The organism is Saccharomonospora sp. NB11 (genome assembly GCF_015910535.1).
Taxonomy (GTDB): Bacteria; Actinomycetota; Actinomycetes; order Mycobacteriales; family Pseudonocardiaceae; genus Saccharomonospora.
The window spans coordinates 226166-247838 of sequence record NZ_JACBJG010000008.1; the positions used below are offsets into that span (position 1 = coordinate 226166).

A 21673-nucleotide genomic window follows, 5' to 3' on the forward strand; every position below is an offset into this window, starting at 1 on the left:
GACAGCACGGCAAGGGGTACGAGGGCGCACCATGACTGAACACGAGCCGACGTCGGCCGACCGGGCACGCGAACCGGAGCGCATCCTGCTCTCGGGGGAGGACGGCAAGGTCCGTCGGACCCGCGTGATCTCGGGGCTCGTCGCGGTGGCGATGCTGGCGGCGGCGTTCGGCGGGGTCACGGGCCTCATCGCCGGTCAGGTGCCCGCGCTCGTCGTCGCGGCGGTCATCGCGGTGCCGTTGCTGTTGCTCGTGGTCTCGGGGGCCCGTCGGCGGATGTGGCTGGAGGGCACCACGGTCACGGTGCGGACCTGGGGGACGCGCCGGGTCGATCTCACGACGGCCTCGCGGCTGGACCTGCTGATCACCGACGTGCGGGGCACGCGGACGGTGAGCCTGCTGGTGACCGGCGGGCAGCGTGCGGCCGTCAAGATCGACCTCGCCGCGTACGCGGGGACCGGAGGTCGGGAACTCGGCATCCTGCCGCTGCGCCAGATCGCCGACGCCGTGGTGAACAACCTGGACGCGGGTGGTCTCGTGTTCTCGCAGCTCCTCGTGGCCCAGCTCCGCTCGGAGGCCCGGGGCGACGCCGCCGCGGACCGTCCGCTCTACCGCCTGGCGTCGGCGGCTCCGTCGGGCAAGCTCGCGCAGCGGTTCAGCATGCAGGCCGTCAGCCGGTTCGTGGCGACGTTGGAGGACTGAGTTCGTCGTCGGGGTCCTCGGCCTCGTGCGGCTCGGCGTTCTCGTCGCGTACGGCCACGAGGGCGGCGAGCAGCGTGGTGAGGGGAACGGCGGCGATGATGCCGATGCTGCCCGCCAACGTGCGGACGAGTTCCTGAGCGACGTCCTGCGACTGCAGGATCGGGGAGAGACCGACGTCGGCCAACGACGACAACAGCAACAGCGGCAGCGCCGCCCCGGCGTAGGCGAGCACGAGCGTGTTCACCGCCGAGCCGACGTGCGCGCGGCCGATGCGCAACCCGGCCGCGTAGAGGCTGCGCCAGCTCAGCGCGGGGTTGGCGCGACGCAGTTCCCACACCGCGCTGGCCTGTGCGACGGTCACGTCATCGAGCACCCCGAGAGCGCCGATGACGATGCCCGCCAGCAGCAGACCACGGGGGTCGAGGTCTCCGCCGAGAGAGCCGATGAGCGAGCTCGTGTCGGCGTCCAGCCCGGTGAGGTCGGCGGCGGCCGAGAACACGGCCGACAGCACGCCGATGAGCGCGAGACTCGCGATCGTGCCGAGCACCGCCACCGACGTGCGTGCGGAGACGCCGTGGGTGACGTACAAGGCGAGGAACATGATGAGCCCGGCGGCGGCGATGGCCACCAGCAGGGGATCGCGGCCCGCGAGGATGGCGGGCAGGACGAACAGGACGATCACGCCGAAGGTGATGCCGAGGGCCACGAGCGAGGCGAGTCCCTGCCAGCGGCCCAACAACAGCACGGCCGCGGCGAAGAGCACACCCAGCAGCAGGAGCGGGACTCCGCGCTGGAAGTCGCGGATCTGGTACGAGCCGGGGTCCGTGGGCTCGCCTCCGCCGTAGGCCAACACCACCTCGTCGCCCACGGCGAAGCGAGGACTGCTGGGCTCGATCGGCAGGATCTTGCTGATCGTCGCCCCCTGCCCGGGGCCGTCGTCCAGACGGACGTCCACCGACAGGCAACGCTGGTCGTCCGGGTCGGGCTCGCCGACCTGGACCTGCCCCGGTTGGAGACACGGCCCGGCCGCGGCAGCCGTGACCACGCCGTCCACGGGCGTTCCGGCCGACCCGGCCAGCTCGGGCGCACCCTCCCAGGGGAAGAGCACCCCCACGGCCACGACGGTCGCCAGCGCCAGCGGGGCGAGCAGGGCGAGCAGGAGGCGTCGGACCTGCCTGGAGGCAGGCGTCGTGTCGCCGTGTCCGTGTCCGTGGCCGTGGCCGACAGACACGGGCGGCGTGCGGGGCCGGTCCTTGTCGGTGCGCTCGGTCTTCTCCTCCGGCGGTGTCGAGCCACGTCCGGAGTCGGTCGACGGCGGTGGCGGCGTGGCGTCCGACGGCTTTCGCGTCGTCGCGCCCGCGTCGCGTTCCTCGGACGGCGTGGCCGGTGCGGGGTCGAGTACCCCTGCCACCGAGGACTTCGCGGCCGTCGACCGACGGCCTCCGGCAGGCCGGTCAGGCCGCTCGCGACCTTCGGCGAGCGGGGTGTCCGGGCGGCGGCGTCGGGGCGTGGCCGGGTCACCGGTCGTGGTCCGGGTCGCCGCACGCGGTCCCGAGGCGGTCGGGCGGGCTCGGCGACGGGCGGGCGCGGGGTGTTCGGGTCTCACCCGGGGCAGCGGCTCGGTCGGATCGGAGTCGTCGGGGCGCACCCGGTCATCTTGCCCGGTTCGCGCTCACCCGCTGTCGACAGCCGGAGGGGCCGGATTCGGATTGGTCTGGATCTCGACGGAACCGGATGGGGGTTCTCCACGTCACAGTGAGCGAGAACGTGCAGAGGCGGCGTGCCGCTCGTCGCGGTGTCCGCACGTCCGGCTGGGGGTCGGACGTGCGGGGCCCGGGTGCGCCGCCCCGTTCTCGCCGTCACGGTGTTCCGACGGGCGAAACGTCGTCGTTGCGTTTCCGCCCGTCGCGGGTGAGGCTGCGGGGAACCGACCGGGAAGGACCGACTGTGGGTTCCGACGTGACGACATCCGAGGTCTCGCCGACCTCCCAGGCCGACACTGGCCACACGACGAGCAGGGCGTTCCTCGAGGCGCTGGCCGAGGGCGGGGTTCGCTACGTCTTCAGCAACCTCGGCAGCGACCACCCGGGTGTGCTGGAGGCGTACGCGCAGGCGCGTGTCGAGGGCCGCGAGGACACGCTGCCGGAACTGGTGATCTGCCCGCACGAGAGCGTGGCGATGGCGGCGGCGATCGGGTACGCGCAGGTCAGTGGCACTCCTCAGGCCGTACTGGTGCACGTCGAGTGCGGCACCCAGAACATCGGCGGAATGCTGCACAACGCCGCGAAGGGGCGGGTCGGCGTGCTCATGTACGCGGGCGCGTCGCCCTTCACTCAGGAGGGCGAGCTGTTCGGCAGCCGCAACGAGTTCATCCAGTGGATCCAGGACGTCCACGACCAGCGTGGCATCGTCCGTGGCTACACGAAGTACGACAACGAGATCCGCACCGGGGCCAACGTCAAGCAGCTCGTGCACCGGGCACTGCAGTTCGCGAAGAGCTCGCCGCAGGGGCCGGTGTATCTCGTGGGCCCGCGCGAGGTGATGGAGGCGGAGGCGCCGAGGGAACAGGCCGACGCGGCGCACTTCCCGGCCGTGGCGCCGGAGGCTCTGGCGCCTGCGGCGGTGGAGCGCATCGCCACCGCCCTCGCCGAGGCGCGTCGGCCGGTGGTCGTGACCTCGTACCTGGGCCGCGACCCCGAGGCGGTTCCCGCGCTCGTCGAGCTCTGCGAGGCCGCGGGCGCCGGGGTGCTCGAATCGGTGCCCTCCTACGTCAACTTCCCGGCCGACCACCCGCTGCACTGGGGCTTCCAGTGGAATGACCAGAAGCACAACCCGTTGCTCGAAGAGGCCGACGTGGTGTTGGTGCTGGGCAGCGACGTGCCGTGGATCCCGACGAAGAACCGCCCGAATGCGCAGGCCCGGATCTTCGTGGTCGACGAGGACCCGCTCAAGGAGCAGATGCCGCTGTGGCACGTGCCCGCGGAGCTGTTCGCCAAGGCCGACCTCGGCACCGCCGTACGGCAGGTGCGGCAGCGGGTGGCCGAGCTGGCCGACGCCGACGACGTCGCCCGGCGTCGGGAACGGGCCGCGGCCGAACACGACCGGCTGTTCGCCGACAAGGCGTCGCGGGAGACCCCCGACGACGACGTGATCACTCCGGAGTACCTCGTGGCGTGCGTCCGGGAGGCGATCGACGACGACACCCTCGTGCTGACCGAGGCCATCACTCAGTACCCGACGGTGAGCTGGCACCTGCGGCGCAACCGGCCGGGATCGCTGCTCGGGTCCGGCGGCGGGTCGCTCGGCTGGGCCATCGGCGCGGCGCTCGGCGCGAAGCTCGCCGAGCCGGACCGCACGGTCGTCTCGCTCGTCGGGGACGGCTCGTATCTGTTCGGGGTGCCGTCGTCGGTGTTCTGGATGGCGCGCCGCTACCAGGCGCCGTCGCTCACGGTCGTGTTCGACAACAACGGCTGGAACGCGCCCAAGGCGTCCGCGCTCAGCGTGCACCCGGACGGCACGGCGGCCCGTCGTGACGACTTCGGCGTCCACTTCGACGAGCGGCCCGACCTCCCCGGCATCGCCGAGGCGGCCGGTGGCGCGTGGGGTCGGACGGTGACGGCTCCGACGGAGCTGAAGGACAGTCTCGAAGAGGCGTTGGCCGCGGTGCGGTCGGGACGGTCGGCGGTCCTCGCCGTCCGAGTTCCCGGACTGTGACGTCCTTTTCGGCCTGAACGTGCCCGCTCGCCGCGGTGAGGCTCGTACTATCTCGCACCGTGGATGGGGAGACGAGACAGCCCGCGGAGGCGCGGTCCCGGTCGGTGCTCGCTCGTGGGTTGTCGTTGTTGGACGCGTTCGGGTCGGGCGAACCGGAGCTGACCCTCGCCGAGATCTCCGCGCGGACGGGCCTGCCCAAGCCGACGGCCCACCGGCTGCTCGGCGACCTCGTGGAGTGGGGCGCGATCGAGAAGTCCGCGCCCGGTCACTACCGGCTGGCCACGAAGTTGTTCTGGCTGGGGCAGCTCGTCCCCGTGCACCGCGTGTTGCGCGATGCGGCGTTGCCGCATCTGGAACGCCTGCACGAGGTGAGCGGCGAGAACGTGAACCTCGCCGTCCCGGACAGCGCCTACTCGCTGTTCGTCGAGCGCGTCACCGGACGTGACGCGATGCCGCTCGCGGTGCGGGTGGGCGCGCGCATGATGTCGCACTGCGCGGCGACCGGGAAGGTGTTCCTGGCCTGGGGAGGTCGGGAGCGGTTCCGGCAGCTCATGAGTCTCGGGCTGACGCGGTACACCGCCCGCACCATCGTGGCGCCGGGCCTGCTCCATCGGGAGCTGGAGCGGGTGAAGGAGCGGGGCGTCGCCATCACCTATGAGGAGGCCGAGCCCGGCGTGGCCGCCGTCGCCGCCCCCGTGTACGGCAGGGGCGGCCGGGTGGTGGCGGCGTTGTCGGTGACGGGCCGTGCCCAGACACTCGACCTCGAACGCTTCGGACACGCCGTGCGGGCCGCCGCCACCGCGGTGTCGGCCGGTCTGCCCAGCGGAGTGTGACGCCGACCCGGCTCACCCGGTGGGAGTAGGGACTCCGCGGCCGGGAAGCCTGGTGGCGACCGCACCGGTTGCATTGGCTAACCTGTGCTGTCGGTGGCTGACGCCTTCGGCGACGGGTGCCGGGCACCGTGTCCCGGCCCGCGAGAAGCACCGCCGACCACCACCGCACCCGAACCACCACTCGAGAGGATCTCGCGAAGTGCTTCGCACTCACGACGCCGGCGCGCTGCGCGCCGAGCACGTTGGCCAGACAGTCACCCTGACCGGTTGGGTGGCCCGGCGGCGCGATCACGGCGGTGTGATCTTCATCGATCTCCGGGACGCGAGCGGCGTCGCGCAGGTGGTCTTCCGCGAGGGCGAGATGGCCGAGCGGGCTCACGCACTGCGTTCCGAGTACTGCCTGAAGGTCACCGGCGAGGTCTCCCGGCGTCCCGAGGGCAACGAGAACCCGGACATTTCCACCGGCGACATCGAGGTGCTCGTCACCGAGCTGGAGGTGCTGTCGGAGTCGGCGGTCCTGCCCTTCCCGATCGACGAGCGGCTGGAGGTCGGCGAGGAGACGCGCCTGCGCTACCGCTACCTCGACCTGCGGCGCAACGGCCCGGCTCAGATCATGCGCCTGCGCAGCGAGGTCAACCGCGTCGCCCGTGAGGTGCTGCACCGGCACGGCTTCCTCGAGATCGAGACGCCGACCATGACCCGCTCGACGCCCGAGGGCGCCCGTGACTTCTTGGTGCCCGCTCGGTTGAAGCCCGGCTCCTGGTATGCCCTGCCGCAGTCGCCGCAGCTGTTCAAGCAGCTGCTCATGGTCGGCGGCATGGAGCGCTACTACCAGATCGCCCGCTGCTACCGCGACGAGGACTTCCGCGCCGACCGGCAGCCCGAGTTCACCCAGCTCGACATCGAGATGAGCTTCGTCGAGCAGGACGACGTCATCGCGCTGGCCGAGGACGTGCTGTCGTCCCTGTGGAAGCTCGCCGGGGCCGAGGTCACCACCCCGTTCCGCCGCATGACCTACGCCGAGGCGATGAGCAAGTACGGCTCCGACAAGCCCGACCTGCGGTTCGGGCTGGAGCTCGTGGAACTCACCGACTTCTTCGCCGACACGCCGTTCCGTGTCTTCCAGGCCCCGTACGTCGGTGCCGTGGTCATGCCGGGCGGCGCCGACCAGCCGCGCCGCACGCTCGACGCGTGGCAGGAGTGGGCCCGGCAGCGTGGCCACAAGGGCCTCGCGTACGTGCTCGTGGGCGAGGACGGCACGCTCGGCGGTCCGGTCGCCAAGAACCTGTCGGAGACCGAGCGCGCGAACCTCGCCGAGGCCGCGGGCGCCAAGCCGGGCGACTGCATCTTCTTCGCCGCGGGCAAGCCGAAGGACGCGCGTCAGCTCCTGGGCATGGCGCGGGTGGAGATCGCCGAGCGGCTCGGCATGATCGACGAGAACGCCTGGTCGTTCGTGTGGGTCGTCGACTTCCCCCTGTTCGAGGCGGCCGAGGACAGCGACGACGTCTCCGTCGGCGGCGGCAAGTGGACCGCGTTGCACCACGCGTTCACCTCGCCCACGCCCGAGTGGATCGACAAGTTCGAGCAGGACCCGGGCAACGCGAAGGCCTACGCCTACGACATCGTCTGCAACGGCAACGAGATCGGTGGCGGCTCGATCCGTATCCACCGGGCCGACGTGCAGAAGCGCGTGTTCGAGGTCATGGGCCTGTCCGAGGAGGAGGCGCAGGAGAAGTTCGGCTTCCTGCTCGACGCCTTCCAGTTCGGTCCTCCGCCGCACGGCGGCATCGCCTTCGGGTGGGACCGCATCGTCATGCTGCTGTCCGGAGCCGAGTCGCTGCGTGAGGTGATCGCCTTCCCGAAGACCGGCGGCGGCTACGACCCGCTGACGGGCGCTCCCGCCCCGATCACCGCGCAGCAGCGTAAGGAGGCGGGCGTCGACGCGAAGCCGCCGGCGCCGACGAAGCAGGGCTGAGCAGACCGCAGACCGCACCGCGAGTGGGCGCGACCCCGGCGTGTCAGCCGATTGCCGTGTGGTGGCGCCCACACGTCGACTAGTAGGGTCGAAGACGATGATTCTGGATGCCTCCTCCACCGACGACGCATCGCTCGGTGCAGGAGCCGAGCCGTCTCCGGTCGCGCACGCCGTGGCGACCGCCGAAGCCATTCTCGGACAACGGTTCGGCAGCGCGATCCCTCTGGCGGAGCCGGAGGACCTCGCAGGCAGCGGTCCCGCCGCGGTGGTCAGGGCGCGGGTCGCCGCCTCGGCGTTCTCGCTGCCGCGCACGGTGGTGGTGAAGCACTACCCGGGCGGGCAGGCGGACGACTCGTTCGCCCGGGAGGCGGCGAGCTATCAGCTCTTTACCGCGTTGCCGACCGAGGACCGGGTGTGCCCCGAGCTGTTGGCCCACGACGGGGACAAGCGGGTGCTCGTGATCGAGGACCTCGGGCGCGCGCCGACCCTGGAGGACAAGCTGCGGGGCTCGGACAGCCGGGCGGCCGAGACGGCGCTGCTGTCCTGGGCTCGCTCCCTCGGTCGCATCCACGCCAGCACCGCTAGCCGTGAGGCGGACTTCCACGCGTTGCTGCGGCGTCTCAGCGGCAAGCCGCGTGGCGACGGCGAGGCGGGGTATCTCGACGGCGAGGAGCTGGTGCCGCTCGCGGCGGTGGCGGAGCTGCCCGCCCTGCTGCACGACTCGTTCGGCGTGAGCACGTCCGAGGCCGTGCTGGACGCCGTCGAGCGCGCCGCCGACAACGCGAGGTCCGTCTCGTACCGGGCGTTCTCCCCCGTGGACCTGTGGCCGGACAACAACCTGATCACCGGTGCCGGGGTGCGGTTCCTCGACTTCGAACACGGCCGTATCCGCAACGCACTGGCCGACGTCGCCCACCTGCGGGTGCCGTTCGCGTCCAGTCCGCAGCCGCTCGCGCTGCCCGCCGGGCTGAGTGAGGCCATGATCGCGGCGTGGCGGGCCGAGGTCGTCGAGCTGTGGCCCTCGCTGGCCGACGACGACCTGTTGTCGGCCTACACGTTGGGTGCGCAACTGGTCCTCACGTGGTTGTCGACGTGGCGGGCGCTGCCACGGCTGGGGTCGAAGAAGGCGGGCCCGACGAGCCGGGCCGCCGCTCTCGTGACCTGGTGGCGTGACCTGGCCACTCGTGCGAGTCAGGCCGGGGACGGCGCGGTCGCCGAGCATGCCTCGGACGTGGCGGAAGCCCTCGACGCGCGCTTCGGGCCGGGTCTGCAGCTCGCGCTGTACCCGGCGTTCCGGTGAGGGTCGCTCGGTCCCGGTGACGACCTCGGGGTGCCGGCCGTCGCGCTTCGTGCTCGCTGCCGCCGTGTCCGTCCCTCCGGTTACGGTCGAGGGGTGCACCAGGACGAACTCTTCAGGGTGAATCCCACCGTCTCCGAGCCTGCTCCGGAGGCCCCTGTGGCGGACATTCCGCCGAACGCGCCGCTCGCGGCGCGGATGCGGCCCCGTTCGCTCGACGAGGTGGTCGGGCAGCAGCACCTGCTGGCGGAGGGCGCGCCACTGCGCCGACTGGTGGAGGGAGCGACCCCGGCGTCGGTTCTGCTGTACGGGCCACCCGGGACGGGTAAGACCACGCTCGCGAACCTCGTGTCCACCGCCACGGGGCGTCGGTTCGTGGCGCTGTCGGCCCTCTCGGCGGGCGTGAAGGAAGTCAGGGGCGTCATCGAAGAGGCCCGTCGGCGACGCGCCTACGCCACCGAGGACACGGTGTTGTTCATCGACGAGGTGCATCGGTTCTCCAAGACACAGCAGGACGCGTTGCTCGGCGCGGTGGAGGACCGCACCGTACTGCTCGTCGCGGCGACCACGGAGAACCCGTCCTTCTCGGTGGTGGCGCCTCTGCTGTCGCGGTCACTGGTGCTGCAACTGCGTCCGCTCACCGACGACGACGTCGCCGCGCTCATCAGGCGTGCGGTCGCCGACGAACGGGGACTCGGCGGTGCCGTGCGGGTCGCCGACGACGCGGTGGCGCACCTGGTCCGCCTCGCGGCGGGGGACGCGCGCCGGGCGTTGACCGCGCTGGAGGCGGCGGCCGAGGCCGCCACGGTGACCTCCCCGGAGAACCCCGTCGTCGACCTGGCCACCGTGGAGTCCACCGTGGACAAGGCCGCGGTGCGCTACGACCGCGACGGTGACCAGCACTACGACGTCGTGAGCGCCTTCATCAAGTCCATCCGCGGCTCCGACGTCGACGCGGCACTGCACTACCTCGCCCGCATGATCGACGCGGGGGAGGACCCCCGGTTCATCGCCCGGCGGCTCATCGTCCACGCGAGCGAGGACATCGGACTGGCCGATCCCACGGCCCTCCAGGCCGCCGTGGCCGCGGCACAGGCTGTGCAGCTCATCGGCATGCCGGAGGGGCGGCTGCCCCTCGCACAGGCGACCGTGCACCTCGCCACGGCGCCGAAGTCGAACGCCGTCATCACCGCGGTGGACGCGGCGCTGGCCGACGTCCGCAGGGGTGGGGTGGGGACCGTGCCCCCGCACCTGCGCGACGGGCACTACTCGGGCGCCGCCGCGCTGGGCAACGCCCAGGGGTACCGCTATCCGCACAACGTGCCCGAGGGCGTGCTCGCGCAGCAGTACCCGCCGGACGAGTTGGTGGGCCGCGACTACTACCAGCCGAGTCGCCACGGCGCGGAGCGCACGCTCCACGAGCGTGTGCCCAGGCTGCGGCGCACGATACGGGGAGGCGGTCGGTAGCGATCGACGACGCGCGGTAGCCTGACGGCCAATCCTGGTGGTCACACAATTCTTTCGAGGAGGGCACGTGTCGGCAGGGCAGATCGCCGCGCTGATCGCCGCAGGCGCCTTCGTGCTGCTGGTGTTGTTCCTGGCGATCGCGTTGGTCAAGCTCGGCCGCACGCTGGACGAGGCCACGATCGCGATTCGCAAGGCCCACGAGAACACCGACCCGATCCTCACCGGCGCCAACGAGACGATCACCCACGTCAACACCCAGTTGGAACGGGTGGACGGCATCACGGCCAACGCGCAGGCCGTGTCCGGCAACGTCTCCGCCCTGTCGTCGGTGTTCACGGCCACGCTCGGCGGTCCGCTGGTCAAGACGGCGGCGCTGTCGTACGGCATCAGCAAGGCGCTGCGGGCGCGGCGCCGCAAGGCCGAGGAGGGCAAGCACTCCCGCCGAGCGAGGAAGAAGGGTGGTAGGCGATGAGGCGACTGTTCTGGCTGGGCGTCGGCGTCGCCGCCGGAGTGAGCCTGGCACGCAAGGCCAGTGAGACCGCTCGTCAGGCGACCCCCGCCGGGTTAGCCTCGAACCTGGGTGACGCGGTGCGCGAGCTGGCAGGCGCGATCGGTGCGTTCGGCGCCGACGTCCGCGCCGGAATGAGCGAGCGGGAGCAGGAGCTCAACGACCTCGTGGAACGCCGCTCGGGGTTGCCGCGATCGGCTCGGCCGGGTTCGTCGGCGGTCAGGACGGAGCGGTCGTACGGGCGGCACGCGGCGGCCGAGCCTCGGACACGGCGAGCGCGTCAGGCGGAGTCCTAGGCCGCCACGCCGGTGGCGCGGGAGCTTCGCCGCCTTCGATCGCACCCATCCCGACCGCGCGCGGCACCGCGCCGGAACAGCATCACGCCAAGGACGACCAGTGGAAACTCACGAGATCAACAAGCGGTTCCTCGACTACTTCACCAAGCACGGCCACACCAAGGTGCCGAGCGCGTCGCTCATCCTGGACGACCCCACCCTGTTGTTCGTCAACGCGGGAATGGTGCAGTTCAAGCCGTACTTCCTCGGCGAGGTGTCGCCGCCCTACCCGCGCGCCACGAGTGTGCAGAAGTGCGTGCGGACCGGTGACATCGACGAGGTCGGCAAGACCACGCGCCACAACACGTTCTTCCAGATGGCGGGGAACTTCTCGTTCGGCGACTACTTCAAGCAGGGCGCCATCGAGCGGGCGTGGGAGTTGCTGACCACCTCGCGCGACGAGGGTGGTTTCGGGTTCGACCCCGACCGGCTGTGGGCCACCGTGTACGAGCACGACGCCGAGACCGCGGCGATCTGGCGGGACGTCGCCGGCCTGCCCACGGAGCGGATCCAGTTCCGGGGTGCCGACGACAACTACTGGGACATGGGTGTGCCCGGTCCGTGCGGCCCGTGCTCGGAGATCTACTACGACCGCGGTCCCGAGTACGGTCGGGAGGGCGGCCCCGCGGTGGACGAGGACCGGTACCTGGAGATCTGGAACCTGGTCTTCATGCAGGAGATGCGCGGGGAGCTGAGCCCGAAGAAGGGTCACCCGCCCATCGGTGAGCTGCCGCAGAAGAACATCGACACCGGTATGGGTGTCGAGCGGGTCGCCTACCTGTTGCAGGGCGTCGAGAACGTCTACGAGACCGATCTCGTGCGGCCTGTGATCAAGAAGGCGGAGGAGTTCTCCGGCCGCCGTTACGGCGCCGACCACACCGACGACGTGCGGTTCCGCGTGATCGCCGACCACGCCCGCTCGGGTGTGATGTTGATCGCCGACGGTGTCACGCCCGGCAACGAGGCGCGCGGCTACGTGCTGCGCCGGCTGCTGCGGCGCATCGTGCGGTCGGTGCGACTGTTGGGTGTGCACGAGCCGGTGCTGCCCGAGTTCGCCGCCGTGGTGCGCGACGCGATGGCGCCGTCGTACCCGGAGGTCGCGCGGGACTTCGACCGCATCAGCGACGTCATGCGGGTCGAGGAGGAGACCTTCCTGAGCACGCTGACGAGCGGCTCGCGCATCTTCGACCTGGCCGCGCAGGAGACCAAGCGCTCGGGCGGCACGATCCTGGCGGGCGACAAGGCCTTCCAGCTCCACGACACCTACGGCTTCCCCATCGACCTCACGCTGGAGATGGCGGCGGAGCAGGGCCTCGCTGTCGACGAGGACGGCTTCCGCACGCTCATGGAGCAGCAGCGGCAGCGGGCGAAGGCCGACGCCGCCGCCCGCAAGACCGGGCACGGCGACCTGTCGGTGTACCGCGGCCTGCTGGACCAGCACGGCGAGACCCAGTTCGTCGGCTACACCGACCTCCAGGCGACGGCGCGTGTGCTCGGCCTGCTCGTCGACGGCCAGCCCGCCCGCGCGGCGGGAGCCGGGACGAAGGCCGAGATCGTGCTCGACCGCACCCCGTTCTACGCCGAGGGCGGTGGGCAGATCGCCGACACCGGTGTGCTCGTCGGCGAGGGCGTCGAACTGAAGGTGCTCGACGTCCAGAAGGTGGTGCCCGGACTGTTCGTGCACCGCGTGGAGGTCGTCGACGGAGAGGTGGGTGTCGACACGCGACTCACCGCCTCGGTGGACGCCACCCGTCGGCAGTCCGTCGCGCGGTCGCACTCCGCAACGCACCTGGTGCACGCCGCCGTGCGCGGTGCCTACGGCAACCGCGCGGCGCAGGCCGGTTCGCTCAACACGCCCGGCCGGATGCGTTTCGACTTCACCACGCCCAAGTCCGTGTCGGCGGACGTGCTGACCGAGGTCGAGGAGGAGGTCAACGACTACCTCCAGACCAACGTCGAGGTCCAGGCGTACACCACCACGAAGGACAAGGCCCTGGAGCTGGGCGCGGTCGCGCTGTTCGGCGAGAAGTACGGCGACCAGGTCCGGGTGGTCGACATGGGCGACTACTCGCGTGAGCTGTGCGGTGGTACGCACGTCGAGCGCATCGGTCAGCTCGGTCTGGTCAAGCTCGTCAGCGACGCGTCGGTGGGCTCCGGCGTCCACCGGGTCGAGGCACTGGTGGGCACGGACGCCTTGCGGCACGTCCGCAAGGAGCAGCTCCTGGTGTCCCAGCTCGCGGGCACGTTGAAGGTGCCGACCGACGAGCTGCCCTCGCGCATCGAGGACGTCCTGACCAGGCTCCGCAACGCGGAGAAGGAGATCGAGCAGCTGAAGCTGCGCGAGGTGCTGGGCTCGGCGGACGCTCTGGCCGGTCGCGCACAGGACGTGCGCGGGGTGTCGTTGGTGGCCGAGAAGCTCGACCAGGCCGTCGACGCGGGTTCGCTGCGGGCGTTGACGGGCGAGGTGCGCAACCGCCTCGGCTCGCGGCCCGGTGTGGTGGCGCTCTTCTCGCCCGCGGGTGAGGGCAAGGTGAGCTTCGTGGTGGCCACGACGGCCGCGGCGCGGGACGCCGGTCTCGCGGCGGGCAAGCTGGTGCCGTCTTTCGCCGAGCCGATCGGCGGCCGGGGTGGCGGCAAGCCCGACATGGCTCAGGGCGGAGGAACCCGCCCCGAGGGCATCGAGCAGGCCGTGGAAGCACTGCGTGCGGCGGTGGCGGAGAGCCGGTGAACGACGTCGGACCCGACCGGCCCGGACTGAACGATCCCGGGCCGGGGCGGCGCCTCGCCGTGGACGTGGGATCGGTGCGGGTCGGGGTCGCGGTGAGCGATCCCGCGCCGATCCTTGCTACCCCACTCGTTACCCTGTCGCGTGATGTCGACACCGACACCGACCTCGACGAGCTCGTTCGCCTCGTGGCCGAGTACGAGGTGGTCGAGGTGATCGTGGGACTTCCGAGGACACTGGCCGACCGGCACGGAACCGCAGCCACCATCGCCGTGGAGTACGCGCGGCGACTGGGCGAGCGCATCGCTCCCGTCGCGGTCCGGCTGGCCGACGAAAGGCTGAGCACCGTGAGCGCGAGCCGCATGTTGTCGCAGCGAGGTGTGAAGGGACGAAAGCAGCGAGCCGTGGTGGACCAGGCCGCTGCCGTGGAAATTCTGCAGGGATGGCTTGACGGCCGCGCTGCCGCTGTCGCACGGGAGGCAGGACAGCAGTGACCTCACCCAACGACGGTCCGGACTCACGTCGACGGCGGTCCGGACCGCCCCCACCGTCCTCGCCGCGGCATCAGCGAGAGCCACAGCCGCCACCGCCGCAGGAACCTCCGCGAGGACCCCGACACCAGGCCCCGCCCGGACGGCCTCCGCGGCACGCGGTGAGTGCCGAGAACCCCCTACCGCCGCGACGGCCGACTCCGCCGTCGCGGCGCGCCCGGCCCGAGCCGGACCTTCCCCCTCGTCACTCCGCTCCGGACCCCGAGGCCCCGCCGCGTCGTGCGGAGGCTCGGCACGCGACGCCGGAGCCGGACCTTCCGCCGCGAAGCCCCGAGGCACACGCTCCGTCGCGCCGAGCGATGTCGGAACCGCCGCGGCGACGTGTCGCACCGGATGCCGAACGACCCCCGCGGCGGGCACGGCCGGACTCCGCACCCCGGCACGCCACGGGCGAACACGAACTTCCGCCGCGCCGAGGCCGCGAGCAGGGTGAACTGCTCGACGAGCGACCGGTCGCGCCACCCGTGCCCGCTCCGCAGGCGGACGGCGCGCAGGGCAGGCCGCCCGCGCGGCGCCGCAGGCCCTCGCCCAACGACGGGGTGCCGCCGGACGAGAACCCCACGCAGGTCATCGAGCTCGACGAGCCGTACGACGACCTCTACGACGAGGAGATCGAGGGCGAGTTCGGCGACTACGACGACTACGACGAGTACGAGGACCACGACGACGACCCGCGTGACGACGACCGCGACGACGCGCGCGGTGGTCGGGACCGCCGCGGCGCGACCGACGACGGGCTCGACGACGGCTTCGACGACGGCTACGACGACGACCGCGCCGAGCCCACGTACTTCCCCGACGAGCGGGACGACGACGAGGACGAGACCGAACGGGGCGGTCGTGGTCGGCGGATGCTGAAGTGGCTCGCCGCGCTGCTGCTGCTCGCGGTGGTGGCCGCGGGCGCGTGGTTCGGAGCGCGGGAGCTGTTGGGCTTCGGCTACGAGGACTACGAGGGCACCGGCGAGAAGGACGTGCTGCTGCACGTGGAGGACGGCGACGTCACCGGCGTGATCGCGGCCAAGCTCGTCGAACTCGACGTGGTGGCCAGCGCCGAGGCGTTCGTGCGCGCCGGTGAGGACGACGAACGCATCCTCGGCATCCAGCCCGGCTACTACCAGGTCAAGACCAAGATGTCGGGTGAAGCCGCCGTCAAGGCGCTCGTGGCCGAGGACTCGCGGGTCGGTCACCTGCAGATCCGGGCGGGCACCAAGCTCTTCGACGTCACCCAGCCCGACGACTCCGTGACGCCCGGCATCTTCACCCTGCTGGAGCGCGCCTCCTGCGTCGAACTCAACGGCGAGCGCGATTGCGTCTCCGCCGACGAGTTGCGCGAGACCGCCGACACCGAGGACCTCGCCGAACTCGGGGTGCCGGAGTGGGCGCTGGACAAGGCGAAGAACGCCCCCGAGGGGCGCAAGCTGGAGGGACTCATCGCGCCGGGCGTCTACGACGTGCGGCCGGGCGGCGATGCCAAGGACCTGTTGTCGCAGCTCCTGGAGGCGTCGGCGACGCGCATGGAAGCGGCGGGGCTGCCGGGCGGCGCCAAGGACTACGACCCGTACGACACGTTGGTCATCGCGTCGATCATCGAGTTGGAGAGCGTGAAGGCCGACTTCGAGAAGGTGTCGAGCGTGATCCACAACCGGCTCGACATCGACATGGCGTTGCAGATGGACTCCACGGTGAACTACCCCCTGAAGCGGCCGACGCTCACCACCAAGGAGAAGGAGCGCCAGAAGCTGACGCCGTGGAACACGTACGCGATGACCGGGCTGCCCGAGACCCCCATCGGGGCACCGAGTCCGGAGGCCATCGAGGCGGCGATGAAGCCGGCCGACACCGACTACATCTACTTCGTGGTGTGCGAGGAGAACGGCCTGTCCTGCTTCAACGTGGACTACGACGACCACATCAACGACCGCAACGACGCGAGGAAGCGCGGTGTCTACTGAGGTCGGCGCTCGCCGGGCGGGCGTGCTCGGGTCGCCGGTGCGGCACTCGCTCTCGCCGGTGCTGCACAACGCGGCCTACGCGGCTCTCGGTCTGGACGACTGGCGCTACGACACGCACGAGGTCGACGCCGCGTCGCTGCCGGGGTTCGTGCACGGTCTCGGTGCCGAGTGGGTGGGCCTGTCGGTGACCATGCCGGGCAAGCGGGCCGCGTTGGCGGTGGCCGAGGAGGCGACACCGCGTGCCGTCGCCGTGGGCGCGGCGAACACGCTGGCGCGGCTGCCGTCGGGCGGCTGGCAGGCCGACTGCACGGACGTGGACGGTGTGGTGGGCGCGTTGCGGGCGGCAGGCGGGTTCCAGCCGGGCGATGGCCGGACGGCCGTGATCCTCGGTGCCGGTGGGACGGCCGCCGCGGCCCTCGCGGCGCTGCACGATCTCGGCCTCGCGGAGGTCCGTCTCGTGGTGCGCGAGCCCGCCCGGGCTCAGGAGACCGTGGAGGCGGCGCGGCGTGTGGGCATCGCGGTGTCGGTGCGGCGGTGGGCGGACACCGACTTCGCGGCTCTCGCGGCGGAGGCGGAGGTGCTGGTGAGCACCGTGCCCACGGAGGCCGTGGCGCCGCACGCGGACGCGCTCGCGACGGTGCCGTGTGTGCTCGACGTGATCTACCACCCGTGGCCGACGCCGTTGGCGGAGGCGGTCGCGGCGCGGGACGGCCGGGTGGCCACCGGACTGGACATGCTGTTGCATCAGGCATTCGGGCAGGTGGAGCAGTTCACGGGACGGCCCGCGCCTCGTGCGGTGATGCGGGACGCGTTGCGTGAGGCGACCCGGCACGTTCTGCCCTTGCCACTGGACTGAACCGATCACTCCACCCGCAGGACTCCTGCTGTTCGCCCGCACCCAGTAGGCTTCACCCGATCGAGTGACCTGGGGGTGCGATGCGAGGGAAGGCCGCGGTGCTGGTGGCCGCGTTGATGCTGTCGGGAACCACCGCAGCGGCGTCGGCGGATCCGGGCGAGCGACACCCGGTGCGGTTCGCCACTTTCAACGCCTCGCTCAACCGGGCCGCCGAGGGTGAACTGCTCGCCGATCTGTCCACGGGCGACGACGAGCAGGCCAGGGCCGTCGCCGAGGTGATCCAGCGCAGCAGGCCGGACGTGTTGCTGCTCAACGAGTTCGACTACGTCGGCGGTGGCGCGGCGGTCGACGCGTTCCGGGAGAACTACCTGAGCGTGTCGCAGAACGGGGCGGCGCCGATCGAGTACCCGTACGCCTTCACGGCGCCCGTCAACACCGGTGTGCCGACCGGACACGACCTCAACCGCGACGGTGTCGTCGACGGCCCCGACGACGCGCACGGGTTCGGCGAGTTCCCCGGCCAGTACGGGATGGTCGTCCTCTCGCGGCACCCCATCGACACCGACGAGGTGCGCACGTTCCAGACGTTCCGCTGGAAGGACATGCCGGACGCGCTGCTTCCGGACGACGTGGACACCCCCGAACCCGGTGACTGGTACTCGCCGGAGGTGTTGGAAACCCTGCGGCTGTCGTCGAAGTCGCACTGGGACGTGCCGGTGCGGGTGGGCAAGCGCACCGTCCACGTGCTCGCCGCGCACCCGACTCCGCCGTCGTTCGACGGTCCGGAGGACCGCAACGGCACGCGCAACCACGACGAGATCCGCTTCTGGGCCGACTACGTGACGCCGGGCAAGGGCGGCTACATCTACGACGACGACGGCAACCGGGGCGGGCTGCCCGCGGGGGAGCGGTTCGTCGTGGTGGGCGACTACAACGCCGACCCGTTCGACGGGGACAGCACCGCCGACGCCGCCCGCACGCTGCTCGACGCGCCTCGCGTGCACGACACCCGACCCGCCAGTGTGGGCGCGGTCGTCGCGGGGCTGCTCCAGGGTGGAGCCAATCGCGACCACCGTGGCCCCGCCCAGCTCGACACGGCGGACTTCTCCGACGATCAGCCGGGCAATCTCCGCGTCGACTACGTGCTGCCGTCGCGCGGCATGCCCGTGATCGGCGACGGAGTGTTCTGGCCGGTGCCGGGGACGCGACTGGCCCGTCTCAACGACGCGTCCGACCACCACCTGGTGTGGGTCGACCTTCGACCGTGAGGTGTGTGGCCCACACCTCACGATGATCGCGTTAACGTGAGTCCATGCGTATCGCGATCCTCGACGACTACCAGAACGTCGCGCTGAGCCTGGCCGATTGGGACTCGCTCGACGCCGAGATCCGTGTGTTCACCGAGCACATCGCCGACCAGGACGAGCTCGTGCGCGCGCTCGCGGGTTTCGACGTCGTCGTCGCGATGCGGGAACGCACGCCGTTTCCCGCCGCGGTGTTGTCGAGGCTGCCGGACCTGCGGCTGCTCGTCAGCACGGGGCGACGCAACGCCTCCATCGACGTGGCGGCCGCGCGGCGGCAGGGTGTCGTCGTCTGCGGCACCGGCTACCTGCCGCACCCGACCGTCGAGCTGACGTGGGCGCTCATCCTCGCGGCGAGCCGTCACCTGCCCACCGAGGTGCAGGCGATGCGGAACGGGGGCTGGCAGACCACGCTCGGCACCGGTCTGCACGGGCGCACGTTGGGACTGCTCGGACTGGGACGGCTGGGGTCGCGGGTCGCGAAGATCGGCCAGGCGTTCGGCATGCGCACCATCGCGTGGAGCCAGAACCTCACGGCCGAGCGCGCCGCCGAGCACGACGTCACGGCCGTGTCGAAGGAAGAGCTGTTCGCCACCTCCGACGTCCTGTCGGTGCACCTCGTGCTCAGCGATCGCACCCGAGGACTGGTCGGTGCGACCGAGCTCGCCTCGATGAAGTCCACGGCAGTGCTGGTGAACACCTCTCGGGCACCGATCGTCGACACCGACGCCCTGCTGGCGGCGCTGCGGGACAACCGCATCGCGGGCGCGGCTCTGGACGTCTACGACGTCGAACCGCTGCCCGGCGACCATCCACTCCGGTCGGCGCCGAACGTGGTGCTCACGCCGCACATCGGGTTCGTCACCAGGGAGACCTACGAGGTGTTCTACCGGGACGCCGTCGAGGACATCGCGGCGTTCCAGCGCGGGGAACCGGTGCGGGTGTTGGAGGGCTGACTCAGTCCTGGTCGAGTTCGGCGAGCACGGCGTCGCTGAACTCGGGCCACACCTCGGCGGCCCACGGGCCGAACGGCCGATCGGTGAGCGCGACGCACGCCACGCCCGCCTCGGGGTCGACCCACAGGAAGGTCCCGGCCTGTCCGAAGTGGCCGAACGTCCTCGGCGAGTTGCGCCGACCGGTCCAGTGCGGACTCTTGTGGTTCCGCAGCTCGAAGCCGAGGCCCCAGTCGTTGGGCTTCTGGTGGCCGAAGCCGGGAAGCACTCCGTTGAGGCCGGGGAAGGCGACCTGCGTCGCGGTGTCGAGCGTGGACCGGTCGACGAGACTCGGCGTCTGGAGTTCCGTGGCGAAGCGCACGAGGTCGTCGACACAGGACTCGGCGCCCGCGCCGGGGGAGCCCTTCAACACGGTGTCCCGCATCCCGAGCGGCTGGAACAACGCCTCGTCCTGATAGGTGTCGAACGCGATGCCGGTGCGGTCGGCGAGCGCGTCGGCGAGCTGCTCGTACCCGGCACTGGAGTACAGGCGACGCTGCCCCACGGGAGCGAGCACGCGGTGTTCGTTGAAGCCGAGGCCCGCCGTGTGGGCCAGCAGGTGACGGATCGTGGAGCCCTCCGGGCCCGCGGGCTCGTCGAGTTCCACCGCTCCTTCCTCGACGGCGATGAGGGTGGTGTAGGCGGTGAACAGCTTGGTCACCGACGCGAGGGCGAACACGCGACTGGTGTCGCCGTGGGTGCCGAGCACGGTCCCGTCGGACCGGACGACTGCCACGGCCGCGTTGTCCACGGGCCACTGCTCGATCAACCGCACGCTGTCCATGGCACCACTCTAACGGGGGTCCTCCGAGCTGCCGCGGGCCCGCGCACGAGCGGGGACGTCAGGCGGAGAGCTGCTGGGCGAACCAGCTTCCGGCCAGCTCGGCCACCTGTTCCAACGCGCCCGGCTCGGGGAAGAGATGCGTCGCGTCCGGCACGACCTCCAGCCGGTGCGGTCCCCGGAGTCGAGCAGCGGCATGCTGGTTGAGTCGCAGCACCTGGGTGTCGGCGCCGCCCACGATCAGCAACGTGGGCGCCTCGACGTCGTCGAGTGCGGAACCGGCGAGATCGGGACGGCCTCCCCGCGAGACGACCGCGCGCACCAGTTCCGGTCGGCGGGAGGCCGCGATCAGGGCCGCCGCCGCACCAGTGCTCGCCCCGAAGAGCCCGATGGGCAACGTGCGCGTCGTGGCGTCGGCGTGGAGCCGGTCGACGGCCGCCACGAGGCGATCGGCGAGCAGACCGACGTCGAACCGCAGTTCGCCCGTGGCCGCGTCCCGTCGTCCCTCGTCCTCGGACAGCAGGTCGAACAGCAGCGTCGCCAACCGGTTGTCCTGGAGGCTTCGTGCCACGGCCGTATTGCGCGGGCTTCGACGGGAACTGCCGGAACCGTGCGCGAACGCCACCACGCCGATCGCGTCGGAGGGCACCGTGAGGTCGCCGGGCAGCGTGGTGGAGTCGGTGGCCACGGCGAACGGAACGGTCATCGGCCACCTCGGGAGTGCGCGGCGAGCAGCTCCACGACCTCGTCGTCGCTGGTCTGGGAGAAGTCGGCGTACCACTGGCCGACCGCTTGGAAGTGCGGCGGCTCGGAGACGCAGAACACCAGGTCGGCCTCGTCACGAAGCGCTGCCGCGGCCTGCGGCGCGCACACGGGGGAGGCGAACACGAGCCGACGCGGGTGTTCCCGACGCAGCGCGCGGAGCGCGGCCGTCGCCGTCACCCCGGTGGCCAGACCGTCGTCGATCACGATGACGTCCCGGCCCTCGAGCCGTTCGGGTTCGCGCCCACCCTGGTACACGTCGAGCCTGCGGAGCACCTCCTGGCGTTCGCGGGCGCTCGCCTCGTCGAGGTCGGCACGGGTCATGCCGAGCATCCGGACGCTGTCCTCGTCGACCACTATCGGGCCGTGCGCGGTGACCGCACCGATGCCGAACTCGGGACGTCCCGGGGCGCCGATCTTGCGTGCGACGGTGACGTCGAGTGGCGCCGACAGCTCCGCGGCGACCTCGGCGGCGACCGGAACACCACCACGGGCGAGGCCCAGCACGACCGGATCGACCCAGTCGTGCTCCCGCAGTGCGGCGGCCAACGTACGACCTGCCGCGCCGCGATCGGCGTAGACCCGAGCGGTGTTGCCGGGCGGTGGCGGCGACCCCTGACGCCGATGCCTCACCCCGGCTCACCTCGCCGCTTGCGGTGCACGACCCAGGCGAGGTCGACCAGGCTGCCGAGCCCCACGATCCCCAGGACGATCGTTCCCCACCAGGCGTCGTAGAGGGCGAACAGGATTGCGCCGCCCACGCAGAGCACCACGGCCAGCGACGCGAGCACGATCCGCAAGGTCAACGCGCTGTACGCCGGTGCCGCGCCGCCGAAACCGCCGGTGGGGTCGTGGTAATCGGGGAGGCCCCGCGCGTACTCCTCCCGACTCCGGGGGTGGTGGCGGTGTGTCCGTGCCTGCATA

General features: G+C 71.4%; 19 protein-coding genes. 14 read left to right on the forward strand and 5 right to left on the reverse strand.

Annotated elements, in window-relative coordinates:
• Positions 1–31 precede the first annotated feature (31 nt).
• Entirely contained in the window at positions 32–700 is a 669-nt protein-coding gene (locus tag JAV51_RS14460; protein ID WP_197321235.1) for a hypothetical protein, read from the forward strand.
• On the opposite strand, the gene JAV51_RS14465 is transcribed toward JAV51_RS14460, so the two are convergent.
• Positions 669–2348, reverse strand: a complete 1680-nt coding sequence (locus JAV51_RS14465) for a YibE/F family protein (RefSeq protein WP_307845890.1) — start codon at positions 2346–2348, stop codon at positions 669–671. The genes JAV51_RS14460 and JAV51_RS14465 overlap by 32 nt on opposite strands.
• Positions 2349–2659: 311 nt before the next feature.
• Here JAV51_RS14465 and JAV51_RS14470 point away from each other — a divergent pair, with 311 nt between their 5' ends.
• From JAV51_RS14470 to JAV51_RS14530, 13 genes are all read left to right on the forward strand, one after another.
• Positions 2660–4414, forward strand: a complete 1755-nt coding sequence (locus JAV51_RS14470; RefSeq protein ID WP_307845891.1) for a thiamine pyrophosphate-requiring protein — start codon at positions 2660–2662, stop codon at positions 4412–4414.
• A 59-nt stretch (positions 4415–4473) separates the two neighbouring features.
• Positions 4474–5247, forward strand: a complete 774-nt coding sequence (locus tag JAV51_RS14475; RefSeq protein ID WP_197321237.1) for an IclR family transcriptional regulator — start codon at positions 4474–4476, stop codon at positions 5245–5247.
• 199 nt (positions 5248–5446) lie between these two features.
• Entirely contained in the window at positions 5447–7222 is a 1776-nt protein-coding gene (gene aspS / locus JAV51_RS14480; RefSeq protein ID WP_197321238.1) for an aspartate--tRNA ligase, read from the forward strand.
• Between the two features lie 97 nt (positions 7223–7319).
• Complete coding sequence (locus JAV51_RS14485; protein ID WP_197321239.1) at positions 7320–8522, forward strand: phosphotransferase; 1203 nt, start codon at positions 7320–7322, stop codon at positions 8520–8522.
• Between the two features lie 93 nt (positions 8523–8615).
• Complete coding sequence (locus tag JAV51_RS14490) at positions 8616–9986, forward strand: replication-associated recombination protein A (RefSeq protein WP_197321240.1); 1371 nt, start codon at positions 8616–8618, stop codon at positions 9984–9986.
• A gap of 67 nt (positions 9987–10053) precedes the next feature.
• The gene (locus tag JAV51_RS14495) at positions 10054–10458 is read left to right on the forward strand and encodes a DUF948 domain-containing protein (protein ID WP_197321241.1); all 405 of its coding nucleotides are present in this window, start codon (positions 10054–10056) and stop codon (positions 10456–10458) included.
• Complete coding sequence (locus JAV51_RS14500) at positions 10455–10790, forward strand: hypothetical protein (RefSeq protein WP_197321242.1); 336 nt, start codon at positions 10455–10457, stop codon at positions 10788–10790. Before JAV51_RS14495 ends, JAV51_RS14500 begins: the two co-directional genes overlap by 4 nt.
• Positions 10791–10890: 100 nt before the next feature.
• Positions 10891–13557: an alanine--tRNA ligase gene (gene alaS, locus JAV51_RS14505; protein ID WP_197321243.1), complete on the forward strand. Its 2667-nt coding sequence runs from the start codon at positions 10891–10893 to the stop codon at positions 13555–13557.
• Positions 13554–14048, forward strand: a complete 495-nt coding sequence (ruvX, locus tag JAV51_RS14510) for a Holliday junction resolvase RuvX (protein ID WP_197321244.1) — start codon at positions 13554–13556, stop codon at positions 14046–14048. The genes alaS and ruvX overlap by 4 nt, the downstream gene beginning before the upstream one ends.
• 356 nt (positions 14049–14404) lie before the next feature.
• Complete coding sequence (mltG, locus tag JAV51_RS14515; protein WP_231642203.1) at positions 14405–16057, forward strand: endolytic transglycosylase MltG; 1653 nt, start codon at positions 14405–14407, stop codon at positions 16055–16057.
• Positions 16047–16913 (forward strand): shikimate dehydrogenase, encoded by an 867-nt coding sequence (locus JAV51_RS14520; protein WP_197321245.1) that lies wholly within the window; start codon positions 16047–16049, stop codon positions 16911–16913. Before mltG ends, JAV51_RS14520 begins: the two co-directional genes overlap by 11 nt.
• Positions 16914–16993: 80 nt before the next feature.
• The gene (locus tag JAV51_RS14525) at positions 16994–18181 is read left to right on the forward strand and encodes an endonuclease/exonuclease/phosphatase family protein (protein ID WP_197321246.1); all 1188 of its coding nucleotides are present in this window, start codon (positions 16994–16996) and stop codon (positions 18179–18181) included.
• Positions 18182–18225: 44 nt separating this feature from the next.
• Positions 18226–19170, forward strand: coding sequence for a D-2-hydroxyacid dehydrogenase family protein (locus JAV51_RS14530; protein WP_197321247.1), 945 nt, complete (start codon positions 18226–18228; stop codon positions 19168–19170).
• A gap of 1 nt (position 19171) precedes the next feature.
• Here the strand turns inward: JAV51_RS14530 and JAV51_RS14535 are convergent, their stop codons facing one another.
• From JAV51_RS14535 to JAV51_RS14550, 4 genes are read right to left on the reverse strand one after another with little or no spacing between them, the layout of a single operon-like run.
• The gene (locus JAV51_RS14535; RefSeq protein ID WP_197321248.1) at positions 19172–19990 is read right to left on the reverse strand and encodes a serine hydrolase; all 819 of its coding nucleotides are present in this window, start codon (positions 19988–19990) and stop codon (positions 19172–19174) included.
• Positions 19991–20048: 58 nt separating this feature from the next.
• Positions 20049–20693 (reverse strand): dienelactone hydrolase family protein, encoded by a 645-nt coding sequence (locus JAV51_RS14540; protein WP_197321249.1) that lies wholly within the window; start codon positions 20691–20693, stop codon positions 20049–20051.
• On the reverse strand, positions 20690–21382 hold the full coding sequence (locus tag JAV51_RS14545; RefSeq protein ID WP_197321250.1) for a phosphoribosyltransferase: 693 nt from the start codon (positions 21380–21382) through the stop codon (positions 20690–20692). Before JAV51_RS14545 ends, JAV51_RS14540 begins: the two co-directional genes overlap by 4 nt.
• Positions 21379–21672, reverse strand: a complete 294-nt coding sequence (locus tag JAV51_RS14550) for a DUF6343 family protein (protein WP_197321251.1) — start codon at positions 21670–21672, stop codon at positions 21379–21381. Before JAV51_RS14550 ends, JAV51_RS14545 begins: the two co-directional genes overlap by 4 nt.
• Position 21673: the final 1 nt, after the last annotated feature.